At 48.0% G+C, this 24,623-nt stretch carries 15 protein-coding genes; 6 read left to right on the top strand and 9 right to left on the bottom strand.

Features of this window, described 5'->3' with window-relative positions; all coding sequences use genetic code 11:
- Nucleotides 1-70: 70 nt before the first annotated feature.
- From FBF61_RS01870 to FBF61_RS01895, 6 genes are all read right to left on the bottom strand, one after another.
- Complete coding sequence (locus tag FBF61_RS01870) at nucleotides 71-346, bottom strand: hypothetical protein (RefSeq protein WP_138475467.1); 276 nt, start codon at nucleotides 344-346, stop codon at nucleotides 71-73.
- A 1,178-nt stretch (nucleotides 347-1,524) separates the two neighbouring features.
- On the bottom strand, nucleotides 1,525-3,024 hold the full coding sequence (locus tag FBF61_RS01875) for a SusD/RagB family nutrient-binding outer membrane lipoprotein (RefSeq protein ID WP_138475468.1): 1,500 nt from the start codon (nucleotides 3,022-3,024) through the stop codon (nucleotides 1,525-1,527).
- A gap of 29 nt (nucleotides 3,025-3,053) precedes the next feature.
- Entirely contained in the window at nucleotides 3,054-6,707 is a 3,654-nt protein-coding gene (locus tag FBF61_RS01880; protein WP_229214879.1) for a SusC/RagA family TonB-linked outer membrane protein, read from the bottom strand.
- 43 nt (nucleotides 6,708-6,750) lie between these two features.
- Nucleotides 6,751-7,758: a FecR family protein gene (locus FBF61_RS01885; RefSeq protein WP_138475469.1), complete on the bottom strand. Its 1,008-nt coding sequence runs from the start codon at nucleotides 7,756-7,758 to the stop codon at nucleotides 6,751-6,753.
- Nucleotides 7,759-7,826: 68 nt separating this feature from the next.
- Complete coding sequence (locus FBF61_RS01890) at nucleotides 7,827-8,471, bottom strand: RNA polymerase sigma-70 factor (protein WP_229214880.1); 645 nt, start codon at nucleotides 8,469-8,471, stop codon at nucleotides 7,827-7,829.
- A 65-nt stretch (nucleotides 8,472-8,536) separates the two neighbouring features.
- A complete protein-coding gene (locus tag FBF61_RS01895; protein WP_138475470.1) occupies nucleotides 8,537-9,244 on the bottom strand; it encodes a FadR/GntR family transcriptional regulator in 708 nt (235 codons plus the stop codon).
- A 177-nt stretch (nucleotides 9,245-9,421) separates the two neighbouring features.
- On the opposite strand from FBF61_RS01895, the gene FBF61_RS01900 reads away from it, so the two are divergent.
- From FBF61_RS01900 to FBF61_RS01925, 6 genes are all read left to right on the top strand, one after another.
- Nucleotides 9,422-12,808, top strand: a complete 3,387-nt coding sequence (locus FBF61_RS01900) for a SusC/RagA family TonB-linked outer membrane protein (protein WP_138475471.1) — start codon at nucleotides 9,422-9,424, stop codon at nucleotides 12,806-12,808.
- A gap of 13 nt (nucleotides 12,809-12,821) precedes the next feature.
- Nucleotides 12,822-14,399, top strand: coding sequence for a RagB/SusD family nutrient uptake outer membrane protein (locus FBF61_RS01905; protein WP_138475472.1), 1,578 nt, complete (start codon nucleotides 12,822-12,824; stop codon nucleotides 14,397-14,399).
- Nucleotides 14,400-14,652: 253 nt separating this feature from the next.
- Nucleotides 14,653-15,594, top strand: a complete 942-nt coding sequence (locus FBF61_RS01910) for a dihydrodipicolinate synthase family protein (protein WP_138475473.1) — start codon at nucleotides 14,653-14,655, stop codon at nucleotides 15,592-15,594.
- 44 nt (nucleotides 15,595-15,638) lie between these two features.
- Entirely contained in the window at nucleotides 15,639-18,230 is a 2,592-nt protein-coding gene (locus FBF61_RS01915; protein ID WP_138475474.1) for a sodium:solute symporter family protein, read from the top strand.
- A gap of 131 nt (nucleotides 18,231-18,361) precedes the next feature.
- Nucleotides 18,362-19,594, top strand: a complete 1,233-nt coding sequence (locus tag FBF61_RS01920; protein WP_138475475.1) for an AGE family epimerase/isomerase — start codon at nucleotides 18,362-18,364, stop codon at nucleotides 19,592-19,594.
- On the top strand, nucleotides 19,591-20,757 hold the full coding sequence (locus FBF61_RS01925) for a sialidase family protein (protein ID WP_138475476.1): 1,167 nt from the start codon (nucleotides 19,591-19,593) through the stop codon (nucleotides 20,755-20,757). Before FBF61_RS01920 ends, FBF61_RS01925 begins: the two co-directional genes overlap by 4 nt.
- Before the next feature lie 9 nt (nucleotides 20,758-20,766).
- On the opposite strand, the gene FBF61_RS01930 is transcribed toward FBF61_RS01925, so the two are convergent.
- From FBF61_RS01930 to FBF61_RS01940, 3 genes are all read right to left on the bottom strand, one after another.
- A complete protein-coding gene (locus tag FBF61_RS01930; RefSeq protein WP_138475477.1) occupies nucleotides 20,767-21,672 on the bottom strand; it encodes an Abi family protein in 906 nt (301 codons plus the stop codon).
- Between the two features lie 137 nt (nucleotides 21,673-21,809).
- The gene (locus tag FBF61_RS01935) at nucleotides 21,810-23,219 is read right to left on the bottom strand and encodes a sulfatase family protein (protein ID WP_229214881.1); all 1,410 of its coding nucleotides are present in this window, start codon (nucleotides 23,217-23,219) and stop codon (nucleotides 21,810-21,812) included.
- 35 nt (nucleotides 23,220-23,254) lie between these two features.
- Nucleotides 23,255-24,622 (bottom strand): sulfatase family protein, encoded by a 1,368-nt coding sequence (locus FBF61_RS01940; protein WP_138475478.1) that lies wholly within the window; start codon nucleotides 24,620-24,622, stop codon nucleotides 23,255-23,257.
- Nucleotide 24,623 lies beyond the last annotated feature (1 nt).

Raw genomic sequence — 24,623 nt, forward strand, 5'->3', positions numbered from 1 at the left:
GAAGCAAAAATTGACTGGATTTTCGCCCTTCCGAAGTGTTTGGACACACTTCTTCAGACCGGATGGTTGATTAAGAGAGGATTGAATAAATATGTGGGGAACTGTTTCGGAAGGTGCCTGCATGGGAGACCAATGCGAACTGCGGCAGAACAGTTTTTCGGATCGACGGCATACCAGCGAGCGCAGGTAAAACGCCAAAACCCTGAGGATCATACTGCTCCGTCAGGGCGTCAAACAAGCCTGAAAGCTTGCTGAAAAGTATAGTAGAGCATCCAGTGGCAGTCAAAGCCAGAAGTCCACTAAGAAATAAGGTGATAGGATTGTGTTTAGTGTAGATTTTAATCATTGCTTTTCATTAAGATAATTGACGAACGTTGGTATGTATTGCGTTTGGGATTGTGTTCTGACTCGCTACGCTGTAAAATCACCACATCTGAAATGTGATAAAAAGCATTAAAATCCGTTTTACCGAAGTTTGTCAAAAACGTAAGGCATTAATTTGCAACAACTTAGACCATTAACTGATTTACAGAGAGTTTTGTTTTAAAAGAATCCAGGAGCATTCTTTAAGATAACATTTTTAACTTGATAACGAACAGATGGAGAGGTAGCAGTAGACTCACTCAGTACCGATTTCTTAATAAAAATTGATCGATCAAGGGTTACTTAACAACAAACATCTGCAAATACTGTCGCTCCTGAAAGGGTTTGGCAACAAAACGGACAAATTAAGCTTTAAAGCCTCCAAAAAATCACAAAACTGCAAAACTGCTTTTAACAATACGACGACCCCTCCATCTTGGGAGGTTTCAAAAAATTGCCAGGTAGCAGAATTGATTAGAATCATGGTCAAAATACAGGTAAGTAATTGTAAGAGAATAACTTCATCATGTAACTTTTGTTTGCATATTCCCCGCCCCTTTTCCTGTTACAACCGTAAAGTTATATAATGAAAACCAAGTAATTACCGCTTGTCATCAAACTATATATCGGATATGTCATAATTATACGAATAAATTTGAGGCACTAAATTTATTACATCTAGCATAAATTCGATTTTACCTTGTCGTAACTATCATCTATATACGTAAAAATGATAGATCAGTTTGTGGTGCAATTTCATCAGGTTTTTTTGACGGGATCGGCGGAAATTTATTAACCGGTCAAGGCTGTTTAAGTATTTTTATGAAGGTAACTCATGCATGTAGGTAGCGCGACAACTATTCTGACCATTAAGTTGTCGCAAAATCAATATTACGCTAACGAATTATTTGATCATTTTTTGCAGATCTATTTATAGAGTTGTAACAAAAATGCGGTTGAAAGTTAATCACCGGTCACAATCTGATCCTGCTTTCCAGTAGAATATGCCTTTGTCGAAAAAGAGCAGCGGTCGAAAAAAAATTTTCACTAAAACTATTTCTAAAACCAGAAAACCGGCAATCCCGGGAATAATCCGTGGTTGCCGGTTTCGTTATTTTCTGTCAGATTTAAAGCAGAGTAACTTTGACAGCCCCGCTTATACTACTTCTTATCCCACCAAACTTTGGATATGTAAGAATCACCATTCGACAGTCTGCCGACCGCCTCTCTGTAATTATCCTCGTTCAGCAAGGCCTCTCTTGAAGAATAAATAGTACGACGTGGAATGGTTCCATTCGTAGAACCCGCAAAAGGACCAGCTTTGAGCACGGGGTAGCCCATTCTTCTCCATTCGATAAAGGCTTCATAAGAACGCCCGAAAAGTTGTATCCACTTCTGGGTGCCTATCTTTTCCAGCTTTTGAGCTTTGGTAAGGCCGGTGAAAGAAAGTTCTTTTTCAAAACCAGCCGGAATTACGGTAATATTATAGGGAGCCTGGGCCAGCGCAGCTTTTACGCCGTCCTGATAAAATTTCTCAGCGTCTGCTTCCGTGGCCCCCCACCCTTCCAGGGCAGCTTCCGCTTTATAAAACGACACATCCGCGAACGACATGGCAATACACGGAATAGCCGGACTGTAATCCCGGTTGAAAAAAGTAAGGGTTGAAGCTGTGCTGTAATCATCCTTGATGATCGTTTTCAGGATTTCATCGGTGAGTGCGACGCCGATACCCTTGTAGGCCGGAGCGCCCGCTTTGACCGAATTGACGCTCGGCTGGGCAATTCTCGGCAGGCGCGGATCTGCGCTTCCTACGAGCTTGGTAACAAATGCATCAGCAAGGTATTTCAAATCCGGGCTGCCGGCAAGAAAGTGGTTCAAAACCGGGTGCACGTTGGCATTGGTGGCATTGTTGTAGGTAGGAACGGTCGCATCGTCACTGTTCGCCGCCAAAAGGGGCTGCCCCATGGCCTCGGTTACTGTCTTCTGTGCCAGGGCCGGATCCGCATACCTGATACGCATTCCCAGTCTCAATTTCAGGGAGTTGGCATATTTTTTCCACTTGGCCACATCACCTTTGTAATAGAAATCTGCATTTCCATAGCTCACATCACCAGCCGTAAGCTGGGCAGTGGCAGCATCCAGGTCGGTGATCAGCGATTTGTAAACAGACTCCTGGGTATCGAAAACCGGTTTCGTATTGACATCTGCGGAACCCAGGGCAGTCTGGGAATAAGGGACGTCCCCAAACAAATCCGTAAGCCTCTGCCAGACAGATATCTCTACGATCCGCGCAATAGCCAGCTTGGTGCGTCCGGCCGGGTCACTTTCCTGGCCTTTCAGGATTTCTGTCCGGATCTGGCTGATGTTCCTGATCAGGGTGTAATGAGATTCCCAGGCACTATTGTCACTTTGCTCGATGTAGCGGGAACTGGATATCAGTACCCCTCCGGCCCAGTGCTGTATCCAGGAGCCGTACTGGTTGTTGGGATATTCATAGCCTTCCGAAAAAGCTGCGTCCTTCTGAACTTTGGAAAGGATCAGGCCCGGATCGATGGTGGTCACGGAAGTAGGCGGCGTATTGATCTTCTCAAAATCATCGGTGCAGGCCTGAGAAAAGCATACAATGCCGGTCATAAGGATATATTTCAGTGTATTTTTCATCTTACGAAATGATTTTCAGGTTGATATAACTACAATTCTACATTCAGGCTCACCCCGAAATAACGCAGCAGCGGCAGCGCAGTGGATTCCAGCCCAAGCGAAGAATTGTTTACATTAAATGATGAAGCTTCCGGCGCAAATCCTTCCGTTTTACGCTGAAGATAAAACAGGTTACGGCCATAAATACCAGCCCGGATGCTTTTAAAAGGCGTCCGGCTGATCAATGCCGCAGGCAGCTGGTAGTTGAGCGTGAGCTCTCTGAAAATGACGTAGCTTGCATCATTGAGCATTTCTTCCGGAATCACATTATCCTTGTCAGGTGCTACCACATTCCAGTAATCCTGCGCCCGTACCTGCTTGGTGTTGGGCTGGCCTGTCCCTGTCCAGGTTCCGTTTTCGCCCTGAGCGGCAACGACCCCTTCTGCTACATAGGTGCCGTCACGTCCTGGCAATGTCTTCTTGATTGTGCCGTAAACCAGTTCTTCCCGCATACTTTGCGAATAGATTTTGCCTCCCTGACTGATGTCGAGCAAGCCCGAAAGCGCTATTCCCTTGTAACGGAAACTGTTGTTGAAGCCGCCGATCCAGTTGGGAAGCGCGTTGCCCAATTCATACAGGAACTTTGAATTCGATTTCAGGGGAAGTCCGCTCACCGGGTCGATCAGCCGGTTTCCGTTTGCGTCTCTCAGCCATTGAAAGCCGTTTCCAATGATCGTTCCGAAAGCTTTACCAGGCTCGGCCACCACATTCACACCGCGGTCAGCTCCCAGCACATAGGTATCGACACCGTCCGCGAGGGCGACAACCTGGTTCCGGTTACGCGAGAAATTGAAAGTTGCATCCCAGGTAAAGCCAGAGGCTGTTTTAACCGGTGTTCCGTTCAATGTAAGTTCGACCCCGCGGTTTCTGATCTCTCCTGCATTGATCCTTCGTGACGCAAAAGTGCTTGAAGGAGGTAGCGGAACGTCCAGGATCTGGTTTTTTGTAGATGCATTATAATAGGCAAAAGCAAGTCCCGCACGGTTCTTGAAAAACCGCGCTTCCACACCCACCTCTATGGAAGTGGTCAGCTCGTTTTTCAGGTTAGGGTCTGGAATTGTGGACGCAAAAGAAGCGAGCGGCACCCCTCCGTGGGCATTCTGGTCAAGGGAATAAGTTCCTGTAAGCTGATAGGGAGAACCTGAGCTACCCGCCTGGGCCACGGAACCTCTCAATTTCAGGAAACTCAATGCATCGCTCCGGATATTGAAAGCGTCGGTAATCACAAAACTCGCGCTGACGGCCGGATAGAAAAAGGAGTTGTTCTGTGGTGAAAGCGTGGAAGACCAGTCATTTCTTGCCGAAAAATCCAGGAACAAAAACTCCTTATACCCTACCTGGCCAGACAGATAAACCGAGTTGATCGAGGATTCCGTAAGTCCGAAAACATACGAATTGATCAGCGTATTGTTGATCGCATAAAGGTTAGGCACAATGAATTCGTTTCCGGTATTACCAGTTGTGCGGGAATAAAACTTCTGGTGATTCGCTCCCAAATTCAGTCCAAGCGACAGGTTTTTGGACAATTGCGGTGTCAGCGAGAGCAATACGTCACTGTTATCCTCCCGGACACGGGTTACCTGCTCCGAAATATCCCCGTTGCGGTTGGCACTTTGATAGGTTCCTTTTTCCCTGTAACGCAGGCGCTGATCGGTGTAAAAGTCCGTTCCGGTTTTAGCAGTCAGCCGGATCCAGTCATTAAACTGATAACTCAGCCTGATCAATCCAAGCAGCCGCTGGCGGTCATCAAAGTTTTTGGTATGGTCCACAGTCCAGTATGGGTTCGCTGTGGAAGAATTGGTAGCATAGGTTTTTTCCATCCCAACAAAAGGAACGGTTCCGTATCCAAGCTGCTTGCTGATGTCCTCGGCGGTCCAGGCCGAATTGGCAAGTACACTCATAGGGATACTCCTGGGCTGGCTGATAAAAAGGTAAGCCGGGTTATCGCTGGCATCGGAAACTGTCGGCCGGTTGGCCCCTTTCTGGCCTATATAATTGGCTTTTACGTCGAGTTCCAGCTTGGAAGTAAGTTTCGCAACCGTCCTGAGGTTTACATTATTACGTTTCAGGGTGTTGGTCGGTGTATATCCGTCAATGTTGGTGTTGCCGTAAGAGAGCCTGTAATTGATGTTGTCGTTCCCGCCTTCCAGGCTGAGATTGTTCACCAGTTGCGTTTCCCTTTTAAAGAACTTCTGAAAAGTATTCGGCTGCGGCGAGAAACTGAGCACATTCCCCCACTGATCCTCATATTGCTGTCCTTCCATTCTGGGACCCCAGCTTGATCGTGTAAAACGGTCGCGGCCGCCGCTGGTTTTGGGCATTCCCTGTATGTTTCCGGCCTGAGCAGCGGCCCAGGTATAGATTTTTCCGTCATTTCCGCGAAAATGTGTGAAGTTACCGTCCAGCCCCTGTCCGTATTCATCCTGAAAATCAGGCAGTACCAACGCATCGCCGGTTGAATAATCAACGCCGTATTTGATCCCGATACCTTTGCGGGATTTCCCGGACTTGGTTGTGATCAGCACAACGCCGTTACTTCCCCTTTGTCCGTATAATGCTGCTGCATTGGGTCCTTTCAGCACAGAAATGGATTCCACATCTTCGGGATTGATGTTCGAGATACCGTCGCCGTAGTCGATACCACCGGAGCTTCCCGGAGAATTCGGATTACTGTTGTCCATCGGGATACCATCTATCACGTACAGAGGCTGGCTGTTCCCCACCAATGAATTGGTCCCCCTGATCACCACCCTCGAAGAGCCCCCTGCTCCGTTGGCTGACCTTGTCACCTGCACACCGGCCATTTTCCCCGCCAGTGTCGTGGCCAGGTTTGCTTCTTTCGCAGTCGAAATAGCTTCACCTCCGATTTCCTGCACAGAATAGCCCAATGCCCTTTTATCTCGTTTAATACCCAGAGCCGTAACCACCACTTCTGACAAATTCTGAGTGTCCTCCGCCAAAGTAATGTTGATTTCAGACTGGTTACCCACTACCACTTCCTGCCGCACATAGCCTACAAAAGAGAACACCAGCGTGGCAGCCGCGTCGTCGGCCACGATCTCGTAATTACCGGAAACGTCCGTTGCTGTACCCCGCGTGGTTCCTTTTACCAATACACTCACCCCGATCAGCGCCTCCCCCTTTGCGTCTTTCACGGTTCCTTTTACGGTAGTTTCGACAGGCAAATTGTGACCGGCCGCATTTGCGTGCAGTACCTGTGCTGGCATAGCCGTTTCACCACGCATATCCTGATTGTCAGACATATCCCGCGTTACAGCCGGATTTTCCTTTTTCTTGCGACCCTTTGCCGCCAGTACCACATAAGTATTTTCCTTTATTTTCTTGTAGGTAAGCCCGGTAGAGGCGAGCAGCGCATTCAGGTTCTGTTCCAATGTCTTGTCTGAGCTGATCTGCTGCGGAGATACTTTAAGGTCTTCCAGTAACTCTTCGGCAAACAGAATATCGGCGCCGTAGTTTTCCTTAAGTTTTAAAAGAGCATCTCTTAATTTCAGCGGCTGCACAGACTTGTTTTCGGTCTGTTTTCTTGCAACAGATGCAAAGAGCTGAGCAAAAACCATCGAAGGGAACAAGCTGACCATTACATAAAGGCAAACCGTTTTTGCCGGAGGTAATTGTAGGTTCATGATTAAGATAATTTAAGATAAATCAGTAGTTATATATATGTACTTATGGATTGGGGGTCAGATATACTTTATCCTGCCGGATCTGCACGGTCATATCCAGCATTTCGGCAAACACTGTCAGGAGCTCGTCGGCTTCCCGGGCTTTGAAAGTGCCTGTTACTTCTTTCGCGGAAAGTACCGGGTCTTCTACCACGATTTCCACACCAAAAACTTCGTTGAGCTGCTCTGCCGCATCAATAAGGGCAGTCTGATCGAACCGGAACAGATGCTGTTTCCAAGCTGCCGGATCGGAGAGTTCGACTTTCGACAGCGGCTTGATCTCGATCATCCCCTCGGCATTGATAGATGCCTTTTCACCCGGTTTCATGTCGAGGGGCTTACGGATGTGCTGGGAAGAAATCTGCACCTTTCCTTTGTTAAGGACCACCCGGGTGTCCTTTTTCCGGGTATACACAAAAAACTCGGTGCCGAGCACGGTAACCTTTCCATTGTCGGTCGTATTGACGATAAACGACTGGTGATCAACCTTATGCCTCACTACAAATGCAGCTTCTCCATCCAGAAACACTTCCCGGCCGAAGATCCCGAAGGCCCAGCGCAGCAATTTCAGTTCGGAATTGGGGTTCAAAACAACCGTACTACTGTCTGTGAGCAGCAGTGTCCGGGTTTGACTGTAGCCCGTCCGGTAGCGCTGATACAGCAGCCCGTCCCGGAAGACATAACCACCTAAACCTGCGGATATCAGGAATACCGCAGCCCATCTCCAGCCGTTCATGAATCGCTTCCGATAGCCGGTTGATACACCGGTGCCGGGTTCATACAACGGTTCAGGCTGATCGCCGGAATCGATCCGGCGCTTCATATTTTCGAAAGCGCCGCCGACGTCCGGCAAAAACTGCGGACGGCTCATTTCCCATTCCTGGATCCATTCAAAATAGGTTTCGGCATTGTCCGGGTCTTCCAGCCATTCTTCGATCAGTTTTTTTTGCAAGACCGTAGCATTGCCCGCGAAATAGATAAAGACAATCTCTTTTGCCAATTGAGGTTTCATGCTTTCTGTAAAATGCTGCTTTAAAAGGAAGACCAGTTCCTTTGCGGCAACCCTACCCCGGCATACTATTATTTAAGAAGAAAGAGGATATTCTTGAGAGATTTCCGAAGGATACCGAGTGCTTTGCTGATGTGCGCCTCCACGGCTTTGCCGGATATTCCGAGTTTTTCGGCGATTTCCAGATAGGATTTCCCTTCATAGCGGCTCATAATGAACACGCGCTGGCACTGGGGCGGCAGCAGACTGATCGTTTTTTCGATCTGAAGATACAATTCGTCAAATTCCATGATATGATCGGGAAGCAGGAGGTTAGATTTCAGATCATCCTGCAATTCCTCATTATGGATTTTTTCAAATTCCCACTTGATGTAGGTAAAACATTTATTCCGGACAGAAGTAAAAAGGTAAGCCCTGAAAGAGGAAGTGATCTGTTCGTGAAGGCTCTTTTTCCAGAAATTGTAGAATATCTCTGCGACCAGGTCCTCGGCTACTTCTTTGTTGTACACAAAACGGACTGCATGGCTGCATAATGCCGTATAATAGGTCCGGAAAAGCAGTTCGTAGCCTTTGGCCGGATCTTCTTCAAATGTCTTGCGGATAAAAAATTCCCTGTCCTGCTCACGGGTGTTATGTTCAAGCGGGACAATTTTACCGGCAGATTCTTTCTGCTCAGCATATTCATTTTGAGAATCATCAAACAGTTCCAGGTTCACGAGCCAGAATTTAATTGTCCGTATATAAATTAGGACAAAATATCCATTCTGTACCCTACCTCACCTCAAGATTTTTCAAATAATCTCGCAAAATGGTTCTCAAGATGGCTGCGCATCGCGTTCCGTAACATCTCGGCATTGCCCGTTTCGATGATATCGACGATACCCTGATGGGAAACGAACATTCGGTCAGCATGCATTTTTCTTAACAAACCGCTTTTATGAACGTAATCAAAAACCGGCAATAGCAGCCGCTGGAATTTTTTCATGGTCTGGTTCCGGGTAATGTCGTAGAGCTTACCGTGAAAAGCGATTTCATGTTCTATCTGAAAAAGCATCTTATCAGAAGCAGCAGGCTCATTTTTAACCAAAACCTTCAACGCACGGATATCCTCATGGGTGACGCGCTCCATAATAAAATCAGCCATTCCGATTTCCAGCGACAAACGCATCTCGAAAATCTCCTTCAGGGTCCCGTCATTGAGGATTTTCGGGTTCATGCTTTTTTCGAGGATCGATACCAGGTCCGGGCTTGTAATCACCGCCCCCCTATGCTTTTTGGATTCGATCAGGCCCATCAGCCGCAGCCGGAGCATCGCTTCCCGCACGACCGTTCTGCTCACCCCGAGCGACTCGGCCAGTTCCAGTTCTTTCGGAATGGAGTCCCCTACTTTAAAGTTTTTTTCGATGAACAGTTCGATCAGGTTGCTCTCTACCTTGTCGACCAGCGAACTGGTATCTATTGTTTTTATACTCTGGAAAATATCGTCCATGCAGTTTTAAGCCGTATTATGTCTGACAAAATTGCTTTTTTTCCTCTTATTATCAAGCTCTTTTTCTCTAAAAAAACCCTCGGGCCAAAATAAATTTTGCAAGATGCTTGCAATCAACATTCTAATTTTTCTACCTTTATTATGTCATACATAATACAATTTAAACCATACCTTTTTATGAGACTCAGTTTTATTCTGTTAAAAGCCTGTCTCGGCATCGCGGGCCTCCTCGCCGCCACATTCCTCCATGCCCAGCCCGGCAGAGTGGTAACTGGCAAAGTGGTATCCGCGGACGACAACCAGCCCGTGCCCAACGTAACCGTACTACTGAAAGGCAAGAACGTTACGACCGAAACCTCCGTTGATGGAGACTATTCTATTCCGGCAAGCGCAAAGGATATCATCCAGTTCAGGATGATCGGCTATGTGGTCCACGAAGTGCCGGTGGGGAATTCAACCAGGCTCGATATCCAGCTGAAACCCGATGTGTCTGCATTAAACGAGGTCGTGGTAACCGGTTATGGCTCCACGAGCCGCACCAAAATCACCTCTTCCATCGCCAAACTCGATTCGAAAGTCCTTGAAACCGGTATGCGTTCCAACCCGGCCCAGGCGCTGGCCGGGACCATAGCCGGGGTAAGGGTATCGACAGCAACCGGCCGGCCGGGCTCCATTCCTACGATCATTTTACGCGGAGGTACCAATTTTGACGGCAGCGGAAGTCCGCTGATCGTGGTAGACGGACAGGTAAGGGGCTCGCTCAGCGAGATCAACCCTGAGGATATCGAAAGCATGGAAGTGCTTAAAGACGCTTCTGCAACAGCCATTTACGGAGCAAGAGCGAGCAATGGCGTGATCCTGATCACCTCAAAAAGAGGAAAGTCCGGCTCATCTTCCATCACTTTTAAAAGTAAAACCGGGATCAATTTTCTGAATATCCCTTACAACTTTGTAGGAGCAGAGGACTACATCAGATGGACGCGGCTCGGTGTACTGGAAGCCATCAAAAACGGCACGGCCACTTCGTCCCTGCTAAGCGGCGTAGGCCCGAGAGGAACCGGGAACCTTTACAAGGATGCAAATGGCAACATTTTGGACGGCAACTACGATTCCCGAGCGATATGGAGCACCATGCGGCTCACCGACGTAAACCGCGAACTGCTCTCTGCCAATGATGGCTGGAAAACAATGAAAGACCCGGTTGCTACCAATGAAACAGGTGCTTATGATCCCAACGGAACCCACGCCGACCTGATTTACAAGGAATTTAATTATGGCGATTATGCGTTTAAATCACCTGCTATTTCTCAGGATTACAATATCGGCATGAATGGCGGGAATGAAAAAGGCGGCTACTATGCCAATCTGGGCTATTATAATGAAGACGGGCTGTCGCTGGGCACCTTTTACCGTCGCCTCAACTTTACATTAAATGGCAATTATAAGATAAAAAGCTGGCTGAAATCGGAAAGCAGCCTGGCATTTGCGAAAGCCAACTGGCGCGACCAGTCCCTGCAAAACGGAGAAGCAAACTATTGGGGAAGGATGCTTTCGGCTCCCCCTACCATGCGCGGTACCAATGCAGCCGGGGAGCTGATTTTGGGCCGGGATGCCAGCGACGGCAATCCCGCTATTAATTTTGATAAATACAAAAGGAACAACCAGTCGGACAAATTCACGCTGGGACAGGCTTTCAGGATCAATTTTACCGATGCTATTTTTCTGAAAATCGGAGGTATACTTATGTATGACGAGTCGGTGGGTGAATCTTTCAACCGCGATTTCAGGATCGGGATCATGAGTACTACCAATCCTAACACAGGCTGGAACCGTGACAGATCAAGCTCATCTTCTTTTGACCGGACGATCAGGCAAACTTACAATGCAGTTGCCAATTACAATAAGGAATGGTCGGGCGGGCATAACCTGGATGCAATGGCCGGTTTGGAATATTACGAAGAGTATAACAAAGGTTTTGGAGCAGCCGGACGACTGGCGCCAACCGACGATTTCCAGGACCTTTCACTCACCATTAACGATGCCAATACCCGCACCATTGACTCCTATCACAATAAAGAACGGATTATTTCCGGCTTCGGAAGGCTGAACTATGACTGGAACGGGAAGTATCTCGCCTCTTTCACCGTGCGCCGCGACGGTTATTCACGGCTGATCGGAGATAACCAGTTTGGCACATTTCCCGCGTTTTCTGCGGGCTGGCTGATCCACAAGGAAGCATTTATGGCATCTTTGGAAAACTGGCTTTCATTCATGAAACTCCGGACGAGCTATGGTAAGAACGGCAACATCGGAATCGGTACGGCCAACGGCATCGGCATTTATGAATTACAAGGTTCCTATGGCTCGCAGACTGCATACAACGGTACTATCGGCTTTCTGCAGACCGGAGTCGCCAACCCAAATCTGAAATGGGAAAAGACAAACACCGTGGAAGCCGGTCTGGAAATGGGCTTTTTAAATAACCGCATTACGGCAAATGTGGCTTTCTACAACCGCGTTACAACGGACAAAATTGCAAATGTAGTTCTTCCGACATCCTCCGGGGTCGCCAGCCTGCGCACCAACAACGGAAGTATGCGTAACCGGGGCGTAGAATTGGAAACCACTCTGAAGTTAGTACAGAAGGAAGACTTTTCCGTTCAGGTTGGGGCCAATGCTGCCTGGAATAAAAACCTGGTTTTGAAACTTCCTTACAATGGAAACGACAACAACCGTCAGGGCGGACAACGTATTTTCGATCGCAAATCAGGTAGCGTCATCTGGGCAGGCGGATTACAGGAAGGGCAGGAATATGGAGAAATATTTGGTTACGTAAGTGACGGCATCATCCGGAATGACGGCGACCTGGGCAGCTATAACAAGATAGATATTGCCGCCGGTGAGGTGCAATATGGATCAGCTGCCGGCAAAAGAGTCGCCAGCGCAGCACTGATCTCGTCGCTCGGCCTGAACAGAAGTACATATATCTCCACCCAGCTCGGCGATATGAAATGGAAAGACCTGGATCAGAACGACACCATCGACACCCGGGATATGGTATCGCTTGGACGTACCCTGCCGCGCTGGACGGGTGGTTTTAATACTTCCGTCAGGTGGAAAAACCTGTCGTTGTTTGCCAGGATGGATTTTGCTTTGGGCCACAAACAAATGGATTTCCAGCAAATGTGGTCACTGGGGAGCTTTCAGGGAGAATTCAATGTCACCGATTCAGTGAAAGATACCTGGACGCCCGACAATCCAAATGCAAAATATCCGCGCTACACCTGGGCCGACCAGCTCAATGCCAAAAACTTTGATAGACCGAGCAGCATGTTCTGGGTCAATTCCAATTACCTGGCTTTCCGGGAAGTTTCGCTGAGCTACACGGTCCCCGCCACGATCATCCGGAAGGCCAAGATCGCAGGCCTGACTTTTACGGTAACCGGCCAGAACCTCGGCTATCTTCGGAATAAAATGATCAACCTGCCCGAACGCACCGGTTCACAGAACAGCGCATACACAATTCCTACCACCCTTATACTGGGCGCAAACTTCACTTTTTAACTGCCGTTTTGAAATGAAAAAAATCAGATATTATATATGCTGTGCGATGTTCGCACTGATGACCGCCTCTTGCAATAATGCGCTCGATCTTGTGCCAGAAGATTATTTCGGAGATTCCAATTTCTGGCAAAATGAATCCCAGGTTTCCAATTTCATGATAGGACTGCACAAGCAGTTCCGTGATAACCAGTTCCAGTTTGTCCGCCTTGGCGAGATGCGCGGAGGTGGCTACAGCAATGTCGACAGGCAGGCAACTTCCCTGAACGAGCTGCCGGTCATAGAGCAGCGCCTGGAAGAAACTTCGTCTGGCGTCACAAGCTGGGCTGGCTTTTACGGCCCGATTCTACAGATCAACTTGTTTATCCAGAAGGTAGAGGCGATCAGCTTTCTGCCAGAAACCAGAAAAAACTACCTTCTCGGACAGGCGTATGCCATGCGTGCATATTACTATTTTCATCTGTTGCGCACCTATGGAGGCGTTCCGCTGCGGCTGGAAGCGGAAGTTTTGAATGGTACCACGGACGCAGTTTTGTTAAGAAAAGAGCGGGCAACCGAAGAAGAAGTACTGGCAGCTGTAAAAAACGACGTGAACAAATCGGTCTCACTCTTCGGGTCGCAGGCTGCAGTGGGTGATAAAAGTCAGTGGTCGCCCCAGGCTGCGTATATGCTGAAAGGTGAGGTGTTTTTGTGGTCTGCAAAAGTGTTTGACATCACCGCCGATCTGGCAGAAGCCAAGACCGCCCTGAATGCTGTGACCGGCAGCAGCCTGCTACCCAACTTTGCGAACGTTTTCAGCTATTCTCAAAAGAACAACAGCGAGATTATATTCGCGATCCGTTTCCGGGTCGGTGAGGCCGAAATGAACAATGTGGCTTCCTATACCTATTCCACATTCAACATGAACGGACTGCATTACAAGGATTCGACGGCCAGCGCCGGAGTAGGAAATTTCCTGGTGGACCCGTTGCAACTGGCTGCTACCAATTCCCAGCAGGTCATTCAGCGATACGGTTACACTTTCGAGCTTTTTCAATCCTATGATATAAAAGACACGCGCCGGAACGCAACTTTTTATGATTACTATAAAGTAAATACCGATGTGAAACCTTTTGTCGCCACCATTAAAAATACCGCGCTGGTGAAGTTCCTCGGGACTATCGATGCCAACAAAAGATATTTCTCCGACGACTGGCCAGTATACCGCGAAGCAGACAGACTCCTGATGCTGGCAGAAATCGTCAATGCAGAAGGAGGTGATCCCTCACCCTACATCAAACCAGTGCGCGACCGTGCTTTTGCACCTGCCACGGATCCGAAACCGTTTGTAAGCACATCAAAGGATGCGAACGAACTCGCGATTTTCGCGGAACGCAGCAAGGAATTTGTGTACGAAGGAAAACGCTGGTACGACCTCCGCAGGATGAAATACGGTTCCGATCCAATGGTTTTCAAGGCTTCGGGTAACCCTTATGGTGTTTTGGACAAAACCACACAAGGCTACCGGATTTTATGGCCGGTTGAAGCTGCCATCTGGACCAACGATCCGCTGGTAAAACAAACGCCAGGTTACAACACCGCCCGGCCGCAATAACGCATCCGCTGGTGCAGTGCACCTCAATAAATAGGACATGGTTCACAAGACTCAATATCCCCAGAACCAAAATCACCCGGCGCAGCGCACCGACATATAGGTAGCAAAATGTCAACAAAGAAGAAATTGAGGTGCAGCGCACCGGAACATATAATTGTTGCACAAATATTCTCTGAAGCAAAGCCTGGATACGCAGCAACGAAAATATGATTAAAAAAATAAATTATATTCAATAAAACATTAAATCAATCCAATGAACGCTCATTTGAAAGGCCTGATCGCCGCACCATTTACCCCTATGCTGGAAGACGGGGGCATCAACACGGCCATTATTCCCGCTTATTATAAATTTTTGAAACAAAATGCCGTCACCGGCGCATTTATCTGCGGCTCCACAGGCGAAGGGGTTTCCATGACCGTCTCAGAAAAAAAACAGGTCGCAGAAAGCTGGGCGGCATGTACCCAAAACGATCCGGATTTCAAGGTCATGACGCTTTTGGGAGGTACCTGCATTGCCGACTGCATTGAACTGGCAATACATGCACGGGAAATTGGTTTGCATGCAGTTTCCTTCACCAGCCCGTTTTATTTCAAACCCGCCAATGTAACAATGCTGGCGCAGTCCTGCCTGGCCGTGGCCGCAGCGGTTCCCGACATGCCTTTTTATTATTACCATATTCCTGTACTGACGGGTGTGGGTTTTCCGATGTTCGATCTATTGCAGGCCATGGACGGCAAAGCGCCCAATTTCGCGGGGGTCAAATATACCCATGAGGATTTTATGGATTTCCAGACTTGCCTGAATTACAAAAACGGCAAATACGACATGCTCTGGGGAAGGGATGAAAACATGCTTTCTGCACTGGCTATCGGTGCAAAAGGCGCGGTCGGCAGCACTTTCAATTACGCGGCGCCCCTGTACAATGACCTTATCGCGGCATTTGAAAACAACGATCTGGCCAGGGCCGGTGCATTGCAGCAAAAATCCATTGATATGATCCGCCTTCTGGGTAAATACGGAGGTATCTCTGTCGGCAAAAACTACATGAAACTGGTAGGAGTTGATTGCGGGAAGTTCCGGCTGCCGGTCAAAAACATGTCAGACGAGCAATTTGAAATGTTCCAAAAAGATGTAACAGCATTGAATTTCGACACTTTCAAATCTCAGTCAGAGGCTGTAAACGATCTGATATGATCCAGAAATCTTCCATTTCTTGTCTCATACTTTGCATACATTTTATGTTCCCAACTGTTTTTGCCCAGCAGGCAAACGAAATCGCATGGTCCGATGTGGCCGAGCTTCCGGTTTTAAATAACAACTTGAGGCACCCGGGTGTTGCCGGCGCCTTTACCGGAATCCATAACGACGTTCTGATGATTGCAGGCGGTGCCAACTTCCCCAGCGCCAAACCCTGGGAAGAGGGAAAAAAGGTTTTTCACAACATCATATATGTACTGCAAAAAAAGGACGGAAAATACAGCCCGGTAACTGCTGCCGCGAATACCCTGAAACGGAAAATTGCCTACGGCGCCAGCGTCACCATTCCCGAAGGGATCGTATGCCTCGGCGGAGAAACGGAAAGCGGCAACAGCCGGGGAGTTTTTCTGATGCAATGGGATGCTTCCGCGAACAAAGCGATTTTTAAAACATTACCTGAGCTGCCTGTCGCCATCGCCAATGCATGCGCAACGAGCGTCGGAAGTACCATATATATAGGAGGCGGAGAAAACGGCAAAGTATCGGATGCCTTTTTCAAGATGGACCTGGCCGCTACGGACCCAAAATGGGAGACCTTACCTCCTCTTCCGGTAGCCATGTCGCATTCTGTTATGGTGTCCCAAAGCAATGGAACGCATCCTTGTATTTATGTCTTCGGCGGCCGCAGTAGCAATGCTTCGGGCATCAGCGATCTGCACAGTTCTGTTTTTTCCTATGATCCTGTTTTGGGTAAATGGCAAAAACATGCGGATATTAATGATGGAAAAACGGTTACGACCCTTTCCGCGGGAACCGGAGTCGCGAGCGGTGCTTCTTACGTTCTGTTATTTGGCGGCGATAAAGGGGATATTTTTAACAAAATAGAAACTTTCAATGCAAAAATCGCAAGAGCAGGCGGCGAGGCCGAAAAACAAAAACTGCAGAATGAAAAAGTAGCATTGCTCACCAGCCACCCCGGCTTCAGTAAGGATATATACCTCTACAATACCGTCACCAACGCCTGGATAAAAACGGGCGCACTTCCAGGACAAAGCCAGGTTACGACGACAGCAGTGAAGTGGGGCGATGCTATTTTTATTCCGAGCGGTGAAATCAAACCGGGAACACGCACGCCGGTCATTACCATAGGCACGATTCAGCATAAAGCTCTCTTTTCCTGGATCGATTCTGCAGTATTGTTCCTTTGCTTTCTCATGATGACAGCCGGGCGGTTTCTTTTTACCGGAAAAACCAGCAATACCGACGATTATTTCAAAGGGGGCGAACGTATTCCGCAGTGGGCGGCAGGGATCAGTATTTTTGGTGCAAAACTGAGCGCGATCACTTTTATGGGAATCCCCGCAAAAACCTACGCTACCGACTGGACGTACTTTTTCATGCTCATGACGATCATCATGGTCATGCCCGTCGTCGCCACCTATTTCATCCCGTTTTACCGCAGGCTGCATGTGACTTCCGCTTACGAATATCTGGGCAAACGTTTCAATTATGGTTCCCGGGTAATGGCGTCGGCACTCTATGTGCTTTTGCAGATCGGGCGGATGGGCATTGTGGTCCTGCTGCCGAGCATTGCGCTTACGTTGGTTACAGGTATTGATATTAATGTATGTATCATTATGATCGGCGCAATCAGCATCTTTTTTACAGTCAAAGGAGGAATAGAAGCGGTGATATGGGTAGAAGTAATCCAGGTCCTGATCCTGGCGACGGGCGCATTGTTTTGTCTGTTCTACCTTCCGTTCCATATTCAGGATTGGAAAAGCGGGCTGGATGTGATACAAAATGCCGAAAAATTAAAAGTTTTCGACTTCCGTTTTGATTTTTCCGAGCCTACATTCTGGGTGGTGGTGGTCGGCGGGCTGGCGATCAATCTGCTCACTTACGGCACCGACCAGACGACCGTACAGCGTTACCTCACGACCAGATCAGAACAAGAATCCATTAAAAGCCTGAAACTCGGTGCCTGGCTTACATTGCCGTCGACGCTGGTATTTTTTTCCATAGGAACATTGTTGTTCTTATTTTTCCGCGAGCAACCTGGGGAAGTTAACATGGCCCTCGAAAACCAGGACAACATTTTCCCCTGGTACATTGTGAGCCAGCTCCCGGCCGGACTTTCCGGTCTGCTGATCGCCGGGATCTTTGCCGCCGCGATGAGCAGCACCGAAGCCAGCATGAACTCCACCGCAACTTTGCTGACCACCGATTTTTATCAAAAGATATATCCGGAGGTAACGCCCAGACAAACGCTGTTTTTCGCCCGGACTGCCACTTTGCTCCTCGGGATTTTTGTCACGTGCATAGCATTGTATATGGCCCACAAAGGCGTGTCATCTTTGTGGGATAAGTTCAATACCATTTTGGGGCTGTTCACGGGTAGCATCGGCGGTGCGTTTATTTTAGGGATTTTTACAAAAAAAGCCAATGGAAATGGTGTGATGGCAGGCATGGCGGTGAGTTGTGTGACACAGATCCTGATCCAGCAATATACCTCCGTGCATTTGCTGATGTACGCTTTTACAGGTCTGGTCAGCTGCGTTTGTTTCGGGTATGTGTTCAGTTTGCTGATGCCTAAGGACCAGGCACTTGAGGGATTGACCATGCGGGGGTAGCTTTTGGCATTCGGCTATCAGTTTTCGGCCGTCGGCTACCGGCTTTCAGTGACAATTTGTTTTTTATCGATTAATATTTTTTAAAGAAAAAGCCGACAGCCTAAAGCTGACGGCCGAAAGTTTACACAAAAATGGGTTACACAAAAACAGATCTTGCTGATTTACAGCAGTTCTACACAAATCAACTGCTGCACGACACTGTGCCGTTCTGGTTTCCAAGATCGGTCGATAAACAGTATGGAGGTTATCTTCTCATGCGCGACCATGACGGAACATTGATCGACGACGATAAGGCTGTATGGATACAGGGACGTGCGGCGTGGCTTCTGGCTACCTTATATAATACGGTTGAACCGAATCCGCAATGGCTGGGTGGTGCTAAATCAGGCATTGACTTTTTGAACAAATATTGCTTCGATACCGATGGGCAGATGTTTTTCCACATGACCCGCGACGGCCAGCCGATCCGAAAACGAAGGTATTTTTTCTCCGAAACTTTTGCAGTTATTGCCAATGCAGCTTATGCCAAAGCCAGTGGCGATGAACAAGCGGCTGAAAAAGCACGATACCTTTTTGGCAAATGTCTGGAGTATGCCGGTACTCCTGGTTTACTCCTTCCCAAATTCACTCCCGTCCGCCCGGCGAAAGGGATCGGCGTTCCGATGATATTGATGAACACAGCACAGCAGCTCCGGGAAACAGTAGGAGATCCGCGCTGCGACACGTACATTGATCAATGTATCCTGGAAATTGAAACGGATTTTGTAAAACACGATATCCGGTGTGTGATGGAGCAGGTTGCTCCCGACGGCAGTATCATCGACCATATCGACGGCCGGACGCTGAACCCCGGCCATGCAATGGAGGGCGCATGGTTTATTTTGCATGAAGCCCGGTACCGCAGCAATGATCCGCGTCTTGTCGAGCTGGGCTGCAAAATGCTGGATTATATGTGGGAACGAGGCTGGGATACAGAATTCGGCGGCGTATTTTATTTCCGGGATGTTTTTGAGAAACCGGTGCAGGAGTACTGGCAGGATATGAAATTCTGGTGGCCGCATAACGAAGCGATCATCGCTACTTTGCTAGCTTACACGCTGACCGGCGATGAAAAATACGCGCGCTGGCACAAAATGGTGCACGACTATTCCTATGCACATTTTCATGACAAAGAACATGGGGAATGGTTTGGATACCTGCACCGCGACGGCTCGGTAGCCCAGACTGCAAAAGGAAATCTTTTCAAAGGTCCTTTTCACTTGCCCCGGCAGGAATGGTACTGCGCCCGATTATTACAACAAATACTGCATCAAGTCTCCGAAAACAGTTTTTCAGAAACATTAACCAACCGCATTGAATCATGAAATTTCCTGAACGCTTAACCACATTATTTGTCCTTTGTTTATTACCGTTTTCGCTGATCGCACAAATTCCCGTTTTCGTTTCGGGAACCGAAGGTTTCAAGTCATTCCGGATTCCGGCCATTGTCCGCGCTGGTAATGGCGACCTGTTGGCCTTCGCCGAAGGAAGGGTTGAAGGCGCGGGCGATTTCGGTGATATTGATATTGTAATGAAAAGAAGCAGCGATGGTGGCAAAACCTGGTCCGGGATCAGTACCGTGGCTGCCTATGACAAACTTCAGGCTGGCAACCCAGCCCCGGTTTTCGACATCAGTGATCCGGCTTTTCCGAAAGGAAGGCTTTTCTTGTTTTACAATACAGGCAACAACCATGAAAACGAAGTCCGGAAAGGAAAAGGGTTGCGCGAAGTCTGGTACAAAACTTCCGCCGATGCCGGAGTCACCTGGTCGGAGCCTGTCAATATCACGACCCAGGTCCACCGGCCCAAACAGCCGGACGTTGATCTTAAATACAATTTCAGAGAAGACTGGCGCAGCTATGCGAATACGCCCGGACATGCCATGCAGTTTGTTTCAGGGAAGTACAAAGGCAGGATGTACGTCGCCGCCAATCATTCAGCGGGAGACCCGAAGCCTCATTCCACCGATTACCAGGCGCACGGATTTTATACTGATGACCATGGCAAGACATTTAAACTCAGCGAAACCATTTCTTTCGAAGGCTCCAATGAATCCACTGCTGCGGAAATTTCGGGAGGTAGGCTCATGTTCAATGCAAGAAATCAGAAAGGCGATGTAAGGGCACGCATCGTGGCAGTCAGCCGGGACGGCGGGGAAAAATGGGATACCACTTATTTCGACCATAACCTGCCCGATCCGGTTTGTGAAGGCAGCATCATTACAATTGGCAAAAATAAATCAAAAAACATCCTGGCCTTTTCCAATGCCGCAGACACAAAATCCCGCGACAACCTGACGCTGCGCATCAGCTTCGACGATGGCCAGACATGGACGAAGCAATACGTGATTGATAAAAGCACAAAAGGAGAAAAAGACTTCACAGCCTACTCCGACATCGTCAAAACCGGCAAAAACACGATCGGCGTTTTATACGAGCGCGATGGGTATAAGGCTATTGTTTTTAAAAGCGTCGATTGGAGGAAGTGATAGGATAACCTAGAGTTTCCAGGCAGGGCCCTCTCTCCAGTTATCCGGGAATCCCATGAAATGTAAATTTATGCCTGGAAATTTTTCTATCAATTCAAGCATCTTTTTGATGAAGGCATTACCGGGATTAATAGCTTCCAGCAGCCGGTTCATAATAGATATAACTCCGTAAAGGGTAGAATTGAAATTATTGGGAACGTTATCAGGAAATTTAAAGGCTTTCCGGGAAGGTATCTGAGGCTGATCGGCGGTAAACCTCCTGTTCCAAAGTCTGGAATGATGGGCACATACATTTCTGACGTTTGTAAGATGTCTCAGCCAGGAAGACAAAATTTTGCTCACGAGTTTAAATTCTTCCGCAATGTTTTGTTTCTCCTCATCATTTTTGAGACCCTCGTAAAGTTTGGAGAGCTTACCAAAACTTAAAAGCTCCAAACCCATGTTGCATGGAGGAAGCTTTTCATTTATGTATTTCAATTTAAATGATCTGACAAACTGTTCCTGGGTCTGATTGAACCGTTTTTGTATTTCTTCGTTAACTACACGGAACACGTTCTTGTCCACGTACAAATCTTCCTTTTGATACCAATAAAACCCGTGGGCAATACTGAATTTGTCTATCAATCTGGCTCTTAGCGCCACTTCGATCCTGGCTAAATAGTCACTCAGCAGAATTCTGAGCTCTTTATCAAAATGGTAGTGAGCGACCACATCATCGAACTTTACGTTTTCTCTGAAAGAATGGGATCCGTCGTTGTACTGCAGATGATGCATATAGCCGGTTAACCTGTAATACCCAATATTGGATAAGTACTTTTTAGCTCTTTCGTGGTCTGGAACGTGCAATCCACGTTGTATGAGAAGCTGTAAATGCTGATCAACCCTAAATGGGTGCTTGCTGTAATTCATGAACATGAGGAGAGTGTGTGCAAAAAAAATCCTCGCAAATTGCGCTTAGATCCGAGTGAAACCAGAGGCGTGCGAGGAATTATCGTTGCTAAACTAATAGTTATAAGAATAACATCCAAGTTTTATGCAAAAAAAAATATTTTTTACTTCTCCAGCTGATTCTCGACCTTCACAACTGTGGCCTGATGCTTGGCCAGTGCTGCCTGAAGTTTGGCGACGATCTCGGGATTATCCTTTGAGATATCGTACTTCTCCGAAGGGTCTTCATTCAGGTTGTATAAAAGCGGGGGATTGTGTACTGTTTTTTCCGTAGAACCGTATTCGTCCTGGGTCACAAAATGCGCCTTATAAGCACCTACACGAATCGCAAAAACATCTGTATCCCGATAATAAAGTACTTCTTCCCGGGGATTTTTACCCGTTCCGAAAACGACAGGGGTGATATCAAATCCATCGTAAACCCGGTCGGTCGGTACCTTTGCACCAGCCAGTTTTGAAAGAGTAGGAAAAAGATCCAGCGTAGTCGCGATTTCAGGACGGACCGAAGGCTTTATCTTGCCCGGCCACCAGAAAATCGTCGGCTCACGCATACCTCCTTCAAAAGTACCGCCTTTCCCTCCGGTAAGCAGGCCACCGCTTCCGCCTTGTGTACGGAATGTAAGCCAGGGACCATTGTCGCTGGTGAAAACAACGAGTGTATTTTCTGCCAGTCCGCTTTCCCGCAGCGATTTAAGAACCTGTCCCACGCTCCAATCAATCTCTTCAATTACATCTCCATATAATCCCCTCAGACTTTTGTTTTCAAATTCTTTGGAACGGAACAAAGGAACGTGCGGCATGGAATGCGCCAGGTACAGGAAAAACGGCTTGTCCCTTTTTGTTTTGATAAACTTAACAGCCTCTTCGGTATATTTTTTAGTGATCGTATGCTGATCTGCCGGCTGTTCAAGTATCTTGTCGTTGCGCTTTAAAGGCACATTGAAATAATCGGTTTTAGGATGCAGAAATGCGTCTTTTCTGTCAGTTCCCACAAAATCCATATCATTGCTATAGGGAATGCCGAAATACTCATCGAAACCATGCGCGTTCGGTGTGTATTCCGGCAGGTGCCCGAGGTGCCACTTCCCGATGCAGGCAGTATTGTACCCAGCCGTTTTCAACTGACGCGCGATCGTGATTTCGGTCTGCGGAAGTCCGCCCTTTGAATCCGGAAACAACACCCTCCTTTTCTCGCTGGCCATACCGTTCCGCACGGGCAGCCTGCCGGTCATCAGTCCGGCACGGCTTGGTGTACATACCGGAGCGGCAACATAAAAATTCGTCCATCGCTGGCCTTCCACAGCCATGCGATCCAGGTTGGGTGTCATAATGGTCGGGTGCCCGAATGCGCCCAGGTCACCATAGCCCATGTCGTCACAAAAAATGACCACAATATTGGGTTTGGCACCAGTTTTTTGCGCTGCCGCAGGAGTTTGCGAAGTAAGGGAGCAACTCAGCAAAGCCAGCATTGAAATTCGGAACCGGGTTTTAATAGTGCTTTTAAATTCAGTCATATTCGTAAAAGTTACTTTATTGTTTCAAAATGCTTTCATTGCGGTTTTTGCCAGGGAACGCTTCCGCCCTCCTGTATGTGTTTCATGAGCAGTTTGTTCAGCTCTGCATATACCTGCGGGTTCTGGTCGATGACATTATTTTTTTCCAGTTGGTCACTTTCCATATCAAACAGCTCCATTGGCTTGTGCGGCGAGTTTTTCACCAGCTTCCACTTCCCTTTTCTGAGTCCGTAGCTAGCCATTCCCCCATACTCCTTCCCACCTTCTCTTCTTGTAAAATAAAGGTCCCGTTCTTCCACCACCATAATCTGGTTTTCATTCAGCAGCGTCGGGAGGAAACTTCTTCCATGTATATTTTTGGGCTCCACATTGGCCAGTTGCAGTAAAGTCGGGTACAGGTCCATGGAAAGGTTCGTCTGGTTGGAAACCCTTCCGCCTTTGATCCGCCCCGGCCACGACATACATGCCGGTACGCGCAACCCGCCCTCATACATACTCTGCTTTCCGTCCCGCACCGGCCCGTTATTGGCCATGCTCGGTAAGTGACCGCCGTTATCACTGGTGAAAATGATGAGTGTATTTTCGTATAAACCTTCATCTTTCAATGTATTCACCACCTTTCCGATGCCGTCGTCCATGTGTTCGATCAGGGCTACGAGATTTGCCCGCTTTTCTTCAATGCCTTTTTCACGCGCTTTCACTTTTGCCAGCCATTCTTTGGGCGGCTGCACCGGAAAATGCGGCGCATTGTAGGCCAGGTAAAGGAAAAACGGCTTTTTCGACTTTGCCTGCTTTTTGATATAATCCTGTGACCATGTCGTAAAAAGATCGGTGGCATGTCCTTCGGGATCGATCACCTTATTGTTCTCCCGCATGTAATTGATATTGTGGCGGCGGTGCGCCCAGTAATCGTCCATCATATCGCCAAGCCAGCCGTGGAAGTAATCAAACCCGCGTTCATTGGGTGTATTGGGCGACTCCAATCCCAGGTGCCACTTTCCGATAATCGCAGTCTGATATCCTTTTTTGCTCAGCATAGCAGGCAATGTCGGTTCTTTCGGATTGAAATAACCCCAGTTGTCTTCGGGAAAAGTACGGATCACGCCTGGTACACCGACCACGTCGGGATAACTGCCCGACAGAAGTGCCGCCCGGGTCGGCGAACAAACAGGACAATTGGCATAAAACTCATCGAACCGGATACCATTCTTTGCGATCTGGTCGATATTCGGTGTCCGGAGATCCGACGTCCCATAATAGGAAACATCATGGTAACCCTGGTCGTCGGTAAGGATCAGCAGGATGTTAGGCAATGGGTCGGCTTCAGGATTGGTTACAGAAACAGAGGCCATGCCCAAAGTTACCAATCCAATCATTGTAAGCCACTTATACTTGTTTTTCATA

The organism is Dyadobacter bucti (assembly GCF_005869225.1).
GTDB lineage: Bacteria > Bacteroidota > Bacteroidia > Cytophagales > Spirosomataceae > Dyadobacter > Dyadobacter bucti.

Bases quoted from the DNA above. Each gene is read 5' to 3' on its own strand.
- FBF61_RS01870 (WP_138475467.1), bottom strand. From the start codon at position 346: ATGATTAAAATCTACACTAAACACAATCCTATCACCTTATTTCTTAGT.
- FBF61_RS01875 (WP_138475468.1), bottom strand. From the start codon at position 3,024: ATGAAAAATACACTGAAATATATCCTTATGACCGGCATTGTATGCTTT.
- FBF61_RS01880 (WP_229214879.1), bottom strand. From the start codon at position 6,707: ATGAACCTACAATTACCTCCGGCAAAAACGGTTTGCCTTTATGTAATG.
- FBF61_RS01885 (WP_138475469.1), bottom strand. From the start codon at position 7,758: ATGAAACCTCAATTGGCAAAAGAGATTGTCTTTATCTATTTCGCGGGC.
- FBF61_RS01895 (WP_138475470.1), bottom strand. From the start codon at position 9,244: ATGGACGATATTTTCCAGAGTATAAAAACAATAGATACCAGTTCGCTG.
- FBF61_RS01900 (WP_138475471.1), top strand. From the start codon at position 9,422: ATGAGACTCAGTTTTATTCTGTTAAAAGCCTGTCTCGGCATCGCGGGC.
- FBF61_RS01905 (WP_138475472.1), top strand. From the start codon at position 12,822: ATGAAAAAAATCAGATATTATATATGCTGTGCGATGTTCGCACTGATG.
- FBF61_RS01910 (WP_138475473.1), top strand. From the start codon at position 14,653: ATGAACGCTCATTTGAAAGGCCTGATCGCCGCACCATTTACCCCTATG.
- FBF61_RS01915 (WP_138475474.1), top strand. From the start codon at position 15,639: ATGTTCCCAACTGTTTTTGCCCAGCAGGCAAACGAAATCGCATGGTCC.
- FBF61_RS01920 (WP_138475475.1), top strand. From the start codon at position 18,362: ATGGGTTACACAAAAACAGATCTTGCTGATTTACAGCAGTTCTACACA.
- FBF61_RS01925 (WP_138475476.1), top strand. From the start codon at position 19,591: ATGAAATTTCCTGAACGCTTAACCACATTATTTGTCCTTTGTTTATTA.
- FBF61_RS01930 (WP_138475477.1), bottom strand. From the start codon at position 21,672: ATGTTCATGAATTACAGCAAGCACCCATTTAGGGTTGATCAGCATTTA.
- FBF61_RS01935 (WP_229214881.1), bottom strand. From the start codon at position 23,219: ATGACTGAATTTAAAAGCACTATTAAAACCCGGTTCCGAATTTCAATG.
- FBF61_RS01940 (WP_138475478.1), bottom strand. From the start codon at position 24,622: ATGAAAAACAAGTATAAGTGGCTTACAATGATTGGATTGGTAACTTTG.